The organism is Streptomyces mesophilus (genome assembly GCF_011044995.1).
In the GTDB taxonomy this organism is placed as follows: domain Bacteria; phylum Actinomycetota; class Actinomycetes; order Streptomycetales; family Streptomycetaceae; genus Streptomyces; species Streptomyces mesophilus.
This window is the reverse complement of sequence record NZ_JAAKZW010000350.1, coordinates 1-5,764: the sequence shown is the minus strand read 5'-3', so window position 1 is coordinate 5,764 and position 5,764 is coordinate 1. Positions and strand designations below refer to the sequence as shown.

Here is a 5,764-nt window from a genome sequence, read left to right as displayed (position 1 = left end):
GACCGGCGCCGGTCGGGGGGCAGCCCGGCGCCGGTCGGGGGGCAGCCCGGCGCCGGTCGGGGGGCAGCCCGGCGCCGGTCGGGGGTGAACCGAGCCGCACGCCGGGTGCGGAACCGTCAGGCCGCAGGTCCGCCCGGCACCGGTTCGCGTCGCTCGAGCCAGGCGGCCGGGACCGCGTCGGTGCCGGTGCGGGCGCCCACCACACCTCCTGTGATCGCACAGGTCGTGTCGACGTCGCCGAAGCCTTCGGCCGTGGTCCACAGCGCGGCCACCAGGTCGTCGGGGTGGCGGGCGGCGGACCAGAGCGCGAAGGGGACGGTGTCGTCGGCGCGGATGCGCTGTCCGTTGCCGAGGAGGTCGGCGGCCCGCCACGGTTCCGTCGTGAACGGCACGTCCACGGCCCGTTCGAGTCCGTCGCGCACCGCGCCCTCGGGGGTGGACTCGGCGATCGTACGGAGATCGAGCTCACCGCGTACGGACAGGGCGGCTGCCACCGCGACGGCCACGGCGCCCGCGCCGCCGTCGGGGTGGGCATGGGTGACCTGGGCGGACAACTCGGCCTGTTGGACGACGCGTTGGAGGTCGTGCGCGAACCAGGCGCCGAGCGGGGCGACGCGCATGGCCGCACCGTTGCCGAGCGAGCCCTGCCCCTCGAACAGGTCAGCGGCCAGCCGGCGCCACCCGGCGGGCTCGGTCAGCACCCGCGGCAGGAGCTGGTGCATCCCGTACCCGTAGCCGCGTGCCGGATCGGCGTCGTAGATCAGCGCGAACGACTCGGCGAGCTCCTGCTGCCGTATCTCGCCGTACTGGTCGAGGACCCGCTGGATGCCGAGCGCCATGGCGGTGTCGTCGGTCCAGTGCCAGTCCGGCTCCTCGGGCATCCGCCGGGCCCGTACCTGCTCGTACGCCTCCTTGGGCTTCCGGAACAGCGGGAACCACCGCTCGCCGAACGCGTCCCCGAGCGCGAGGGCTTCGAGGCTGCGGCGGGCGGCGGCGCGATGCGGTGCGGGCGCGTGCTCGGACGTCGTCATGGGCCGATGATGCCCGGCGGGGGCCGCGGAGGGCCCCGAGTTTTCCCCGGGGTCAGTTCTCGGCACCCTGCACGATCGCCTCGCCCACCTCCTCCACCCGTGCCGCCTCCTCGGCGGCGAAGCGCTCCGCGTCCAGCTTCTCCGCGATCTCCTCGTCCTGGGCCATGAGCTGGTCCAGGTTCTGGTTGCCCATCTCGAAGACGCCCATGTCGACGTATGCCTCCTGGAGGCGTTTGCCCCACAGGCCGATGTCGCGGACGCACGGGACGATGCGGGAGAAGAGCAACTGGCGGAACAGGGCGAGGAATTCGGACTGCTCGCTGTACTCCTCGGCCTCCGCCTTCGGGATGCCGAAGTTCTCCAGGACCTCCACGCCGCGCAGCCGGTCGCGCATCAAGTAGCAGCCCTCGATGACGAATTCCTCGCGTTCGCGCAGTTCCGCGTCCGTGAGCTGCTTGTAGTAGTCGCGCAGCGCCATCCGCCCGAAGGCCACGTGGCGGGCCTCGTCCTGCATCACGTACGCGAGGATCTGCTGCGGCAGCGGTTTGTCGGTCGTGTCGCGGATCATGCCGAAGGCGGCGAGCGCCAGGCCCTCGATCAGGACCTGCATGCCCAGATACGGCATGTCCCAGCGCGAGTCGCGCAGGGTGTCGCCGAGGAGGGACTGGAGGTTGTCGTTGATGGGGTAGGCCATGCCCACCTTGTCGTGCAGGAAGCGGCCGAAGATCTCCGCGTGCCGGGCCTCGTCCATGGTCTGGGTCGCCGAGTAGAACTTCGCGTCCAGGTCGGGCACGGATTCGACGATGCGGGCGGCGCAGATCATCGCGCCCTGCTCACCGTGCAGGAACTGGCTGAACTGCCAGGAGGCGAAGTGCTGCCGCAGCTCCCCCTTGTCGCGTTCCGTCAGCTTCGCCCAGTGGCGCGTGCCGTACAGGGACAGGGATTCGTCCGGGGTGCCGAGCGGGTCGTACGGGTCGACTTCGATGTCCCAGTCGATGCGCTTGGCGCCGTCCCACTGCTTGTCCTTGCCCTTCTGGTAGAGCGCGAGCAGGCGCTCACGCCCGTCGTCGTACTCCCAGTTGAAGCGGGCCGCACCCGTCGCGGGGACCTGCCAGATGGGCTCCGCGGGGGGCTGGATATAGCGGTCGTACGTCGACACGGGCGGCTCCTTCGCCTCGCGGACAGGGCCCGGGTGGACCCCGACTCGCCTTGCAGGACCGGATAGTTGGCAGATTCACACGGTGGTAGACGCGCGGTCAACAAGTCGCGCGCAGGGGATTGACGGTCTTGCTGACAAGCAGTCTCATAAGACGTGACCCCCGGTAACCAAGTCACGAGGTGACCACCGCCATGACGACCATGACGGAATCGGGCACGAGCCAGGTCCTCCGGGACGCGCTCGGCCTGCTCAAGGACCGCGAACACGTCGCCGAGCGGCTCCTCGAGTCTTCCGCCAAGCACTCCTTCGACCCGGACAAGGAGCTGGACTGGGACGCTCCGATCGAGGAAGGCAAGTGGTTCTGGCCGCCGGAGCTCGTCTCGCTCTACGACACCCCGCTGTGGAAGCGGATGTCCGAGGAGCAGCGGATGGAACTGGCGCGCTACGAGGCGGCTTCGCTCGCGTCGCTGGGCATCTGGTTCGAGATCATCCTGATGCAGCTGCTCGTGCGCCACATCTACGACAAGCCGATGGACAGCGCCCACGTGCGCTACGCGCTCACGGAGATCGCGGACGAGTGCCGGCACTCGATGATGTTCGCGCGCATGATCAAGAAGGGCGGGGCGAAGGTCTACCCCGTCAGCAAGATCAACCACAATCTGGCGCGCGTCCTCAAGACCGTCTCCACGACGCCAGGTTCCTTCGCCTGCACGCTGCTCGGCGAGGAGATCCTCGACTGGATGCAGCGGCTGACCTTCCCGGACGAGCGGGTGCAGACGATCGTCCGGGGTGTGACGCGGATCCATGTGGTCGAGGAGGCCCGCCATGTGCGCTACGCCCGCGAGGAGTTGCGGCGTCAGATGGTGACCGCGCCGCGCTGGGAGCGGGAGTTGACCCGGCTCAGCTCCGGGAACGCGGCCAAGGTGTTCTCGGTCGCGTTCGTGAACCCGCAGGTCTACACGGATGTCGGCCTCGACCGCCGCGAAGCCCTCGCGCAGGTCAAGGCGAGCGGGCACCGGCGCGAGGTGATGCAGACCGGCGCCAAGCGGCTGACCGACTTCCTCGACGACATCGGAGTGCTTCAGGGCCCCGGGCGCCGACTGTGGAAGAGCTCCGGTCTGCTGGCCTGAGGTGAACCACACAGGGGTGCGGCGGACGCGGGCGGATTACCCTTCGGTCATGTCCCCGGCGTCCGCTCCCCTCGCTGCCTCATCCCCGGCTCCCGCGTACCGGCGCCTGAGCGTCGAGGAGCGCCGCAGCCAGCTGCTCGAAGCGGCGCTCGGACTGTTCGCGCACCGGGCTCCCGAGGAGGTCTCGCTCGACGATGTCGCCGAGGCCGCCGGGGTCTCGCGGCCGCTCGTCTACCGCTACTTCCCGGGCGGCAAGCAGCAGTTGTACGAGGCGGCGCTGCGCTCCGCGGCCGACGAGCTGGAGCAGTGCTTCGACGAGCCGCCCACGGGACCGCTCACCGAGCGCCTAGGCCGGGCACTCGACCGCTATCTCGCGTTCGTCGACTCCCATGACACGGGCTTCGCGGCGCTGCTGCAGGGCGGCAGCGTCGTCTGCACCTCCCGTACGACCGCGATAGTCGACGAGGTCCGGCGCACCGCGGCGGCCAGCATCCTGGCGCATATGCCGGTCACCGCGCCGAGTCCGCGGCTGCACCTGCTCGTACGGACATGGATCTCCGCGGTCGAAGCGGCCTCGCTCATCTGGCTGGACGAGGACAAGCAGCCCCCGGCCGGCGAGCTGCGGGACTGGCTGCTCGATCAGTTCCTCGCGCTGCTGACCGCGACCGCGGCCTCCGACGAGCAGACGGCCACGGTGCTGCGCTCGGCCCTCGCCATGGAAACCACGGACGGTCCGGCGGGCTCGCTCGCCCGCAGGGTGCTGCCCCTGGTGAGCGAGGCGGCCCACCTGTTGTGAGCCGGCGCCGGAGGAGTCGGCGTCCCGGTGCGCGAACTGTGACACTGGCCTGGTGAACCGCGACCCGATCTCCTTCTTCGGCGGCCCGATGGACGGCCGCACCCTCGACGTCCTCACGGGCCCGACCGGCCATCCGCCCAAGCTCTACAAGATCCCGGTCCCGGCCACCGACGACTCCCCCGCCACGACCGTCGTCTACCGGCGGGTGGCCGCGGGACGGCGCGGGGTGCGGCAGCTGTGGCGGTACGAGTACGACGCGGGCGGGAACGCGGAGACGGGGCGTCTGAAGTGGCCGTGGTCCAAGCCGGGGTCCGGGGCGGGTCCCGGGGCGGATCCCGCTGAATGAGTGAGCAGTATGCCCCATACCGCCCAGTTGTAGGCTTTTCAGCCTGCTGACATCGCATGCTCCTCCTGGGGTGGTCGGCGCCCCGCGTCCGGAGGTGATGACGTGTCAGGCAGAGTGCTGCGACTGGTGTGCGCGGCGGCGGTGGTCGCGGCCGGTGTGGTGGTGCCCGCGGGCGGAGCGCGGTCGGCGCCGGAGCCGGGGGCGACGGCGAGTGCCGGGCCGGTGCCGGAGACGGGGGCGCTGGCGAGTGCGGGGCCCGTCCCGGACGCGGGTGCGGCAGCGAGTGCCGTCCCCGAGACGGGTGCGGTGCCAGGCGAACCGGTCCCGGAGACCGACGCGGCGTCGGGTGGGAAGACCGTGGCCGGGCTGCTCACCGAGATGCAGAAGCTGTACCGGTCGGCGGAGCAGGCGACCGAGACGTACAACGCGACGGCCGAACAGCTGAAGAAGCAGACGGCCGAGACGAAGAAGCGAAACGACGAACTCGCCCGCGCCCGGCTCGCGTTGAGCGACAGCCGCATCGCGGCGGGACGGCTCGCGCGGCAGCAGTACCAGGGCAGAAGCGGCTTCGACGGGTACGTACGGCTGCTGCTCGCACCCGACCCGCAGACGGCGCTCGACCAGAAGCATGTGATCGGACGCCTTGCGCGCGAGCGCGTGGAGACGCTGGGGCGGCTGACGTCCGGCGAGCAACAGTCCGACCGGCTCGCGAAGGCCGCGCGACAGGCGCTGGACAAACAACAGGTCTTGGCGGGGCGGCAGAAGAAGCAGCGGGATGCGGTGGTCACCAAGCTCAAGGCTGTGGAGAAGTTGCTGGCTTCGCTGAGTGCGGCGCAGATCGCCGAGGTGCAGAAACTTGAGGCGTCGGGGGCGGCTGCGGCCCAGTCACAGCTCCTGGCGTCGGGCGCGCTGCCGGGTCCGGGAGGTTCGGCGGCGCCTTCCCGGGCTGGGGCGGAGGCGGTGCGGTGGTCTCTGGACCAGGTGGGAAAGCCGTACGCCTCGGGGGCTCGGGGCCCCAAGGCGTTCGACGCCTCCGGGCTCACGTCGGCGGCGTGGGAGCGGGCGGGGGTACGGATTCCGCGGACGGCACACGACCAGTGGGAGAAGCTCCGCAAGGTTCCGCTGCGATCGCTCCGCCCGGGCGACGTGATCGTCTACGGGCCGGACGCGAGCCACGTGGCGCTGTACGCCGGGGACGGCAAGGTGATCGACGCGCCCCGGCCCGGCGCGCGGGTTGCGGTTGTGCCCATCGCGGGCCGGGAGGTGTTGGGGGCGGTTCGGCCGGATGCGGGGGTGCGGTAG

At 70.9% G+C, this 5,764-nt stretch carries 6 protein-coding genes; 4 read left to right on the top strand and 2 right to left on the bottom strand.

Annotated elements, in window-relative coordinates; all coding sequences use genetic code 11:
• Positions 1–116: 116 nt before the first annotated feature.
• Both G6045_RS38800 and G6045_RS38795 read right to left on the bottom strand, forming a co-directional pair.
• Positions 117–1,031, bottom strand: a complete 915-nt coding sequence (locus G6045_RS38800) for an ADP-ribosylglycohydrolase family protein (protein WP_165336948.1) — start codon at positions 1,029–1,031, stop codon at positions 117–119.
• A gap of 52 nt (positions 1,032–1,083) precedes the next feature.
• Positions 1,084–2,190, bottom strand: a complete 1,107-nt coding sequence (locus G6045_RS38795) for a ferritin-like domain-containing protein (protein WP_165336947.1) — start codon at positions 2,188–2,190, stop codon at positions 1,084–1,086.
• A gap of 191 nt (positions 2,191–2,381) precedes the next feature.
• Between G6045_RS38795 and G6045_RS38790 the strand changes: the two genes are divergently transcribed.
• From G6045_RS38790 to G6045_RS38775, 4 genes are all read left to right on the top strand, one after another.
• The gene (locus G6045_RS38790) at positions 2,382–3,320 is read left to right on the top strand and encodes an AurF N-oxygenase family protein (protein ID WP_165336946.1); all 939 of its coding nucleotides are present in this window, start codon (positions 2,382–2,384) and stop codon (positions 3,318–3,320) included.
• A 49-nt stretch (positions 3,321–3,369) separates the two neighbouring features.
• Positions 3,370–4,116: a TetR/AcrR family transcriptional regulator gene (locus G6045_RS38785; protein ID WP_165336945.1), complete on the top strand. Its 747-nt coding sequence runs from the start codon at positions 3,370–3,372 to the stop codon at positions 4,114–4,116.
• A gap of 52 nt (positions 4,117–4,168) precedes the next feature.
• Positions 4,169–4,462, top strand: a complete 294-nt coding sequence (locus G6045_RS38780) for a hypothetical protein (protein WP_408056422.1) — start codon at positions 4,169–4,171, stop codon at positions 4,460–4,462.
• Between the two features lie 102 nt (positions 4,463–4,564).
• Positions 4,565–5,764: a C40 family peptidase gene (locus G6045_RS38775; RefSeq protein WP_328708066.1), complete on the top strand. Its 1,200-nt coding sequence runs from the start codon at positions 4,565–4,567 to the stop codon at positions 5,762–5,764.